This window comes from Synechococcus sp. WH 5701 (genome assembly GCF_000153045.1).
In the GTDB taxonomy this organism is placed as follows: Bacteria; Cyanobacteriota; Cyanobacteriia; order PCC-6307; family Cyanobiaceae; genus Regnicoccus_A; species Regnicoccus_A antarcticus.
In genome coordinates this window covers 1-1,748 of record NZ_AANO01000042.1, presented here as the reverse complement: position 1 = coordinate 1,748, position 1,748 = coordinate 1, and the positions used below count along the sequence as shown (strand labels likewise).

The following is a 1,748-nucleotide window of genomic DNA, read 5'->3' as shown; positions in this document are numbered from 1 at the left end:
TCTGCGAGGAATCAGCTGTCGCGCCCACGCCGATCGGCATGGTTTTGGTGAATGGAATCCCAAACTGCCGCTCCATCCAGCTGCAACAGGATTCGGCAATTTCTGCATAGAGGCAGACATTGAGATCGGCTTCTGGAAGCCGCATGATGTCGGCCACCGTGGCCTCGAGAGGCACAACAGTGTTGACATCAATGCCATGACTGGCGAGAAGTCGACTGATTTCGATCACATCATCGCGACATCGGAATCCGAGGAGCGATGGACCGATCAAGTTGACGCGGGGGCGACGCCCCTGGTCCTTCCATGCCTTTGGGTTATGGCCTTCGCTGTTGACCTCTTGATTTTTGAGGAGTCCTCGTACCAATTGGTACAGCGTTTCCGATGCGCCCCAATTTTCTTTTTTGCTGTAGGCCGGAAGCTCGAGGCTCACGATTGGAAGCTCGAAGCCCATCCCGCCCGCAAGGGCTCCTGGTTGATCTTGGATCAATTCTGCTGTGCAGCTTTCACCCACAAGCAGGGCGTCGGGCTTGAAGCGTTCAACGGCTTCACGGATGTGGCGCTTCACCAGCTCTGCCGTGTCGCCGCCTAAGTCCCGAGCCTGAAATGTGGTGTAGGTGACCGGCGGTCTTTTTCCGCGCCGTTCAATCATCGTGAAGAGCAGGTCCGCGTAGGTATCTCCCTGGGGTGCATGGAGGACGTAATGCACGCCTTTCATCGATGCAGCGATGCGCATCGCCCCGACATGGGGGGGGCCTTCATAGGTCCAGAGCGTTAATTCCATGGGAGATCACAAACGAGGGGGCTAAAAAAAGGCGTAACGATGCGGTGTTCGTCGTCGTTAATGCGCGAGGAGTTGATGTCGCCGCAGAGGTCTTGAGAACAGTTCGGCCAGCTCACCGGCTTGATCGATGCCATGGATTGGGCTGAACACCAGTTCGATCGACCATTTGGTGGCGATCCCCTCGGCTTCAAGGGGATTGGCGAGACCCATGCCGCAAACCACCAGGTCCGGTTTGCTGTCGCGAACGCGGTCCAATTGCAGCTCCACGTGTTGTCCCTCCATCACCGGTGTGCCTTCCGGTAGCAGGGCAATTTCTTCTGCCATTTGGTCGCGATTGAGATAAGGCGTACCCACCTCAACGAGTTCCATCCCGCACTCCCGCTGAAGAAAGCGGGCAAGGGGAAGTTCGAGTTGTGATTCAGGTAACAGGAAGATCCGCTTCCCCTTCAACACCTCGCGATGGGGAGCCAGGGCAATCTGAGCGCGCTCCATTAAGGGGGAAAGAACACTGTCGATTTGCGCCTCATCTACCTCAAAATCTCGTGCTGCTGTTTCCATCCACCGCCGACTGCCCTCGGCACCGAGGGGGAAGGGAGCAGTCAGCACACGAGCACCGCGATCTTTGAGCAGCCGAGCTGTTGTTGTGAGGTAGGGCTGCGTCAGCAGCACCGTGGTGCCAGGGCCAACGGCGGGAAGGTCTGTGGATTGCCTTGGGGGCAAGCTCTTGATCGCGTTGATGTTGAGCTTGTTGAACAGATGAACAAGCCGATCCTCCACCGCGTCAGCCAACGTTCCCACTAAAAGGAGTTGGCGTTCATCAGACGACGGAAGGAACGGAATTAGAGCCGCAAGTGCGCCGTCTTCCCCCTGCGTAAAGGTGGTTTCGATTCCGCTGCCGGAATAGTTCACGACCCGCACACGACCCTGCAGCTCGTCGGTCAGGCGTTCCGCAGCTCGCGAGAGATCC

The 1,748-nt window shown here is 57.6% G+C and carries 2 protein-coding genes; both read right to left on the bottom strand.

The window, feature by feature from the left end; all coding sequences use genetic code 11:
- On the bottom strand, positions 1-781 hold a 781-nt coding region (locus tag WH5701_RS00210; RefSeq protein ID WP_037979037.1), incomplete at its 3' end, for a nitrogenase component 1.
- Positions 782-838: 57 nt separating this feature from the next.
- The coding region (locus WH5701_RS00205) for a ferredoxin:protochlorophyllide reductase (ATP-dependent) subunit N (RefSeq protein ID WP_006169755.1) at positions 839-1,748 on the bottom strand (910 nt) is incomplete at its 5' end.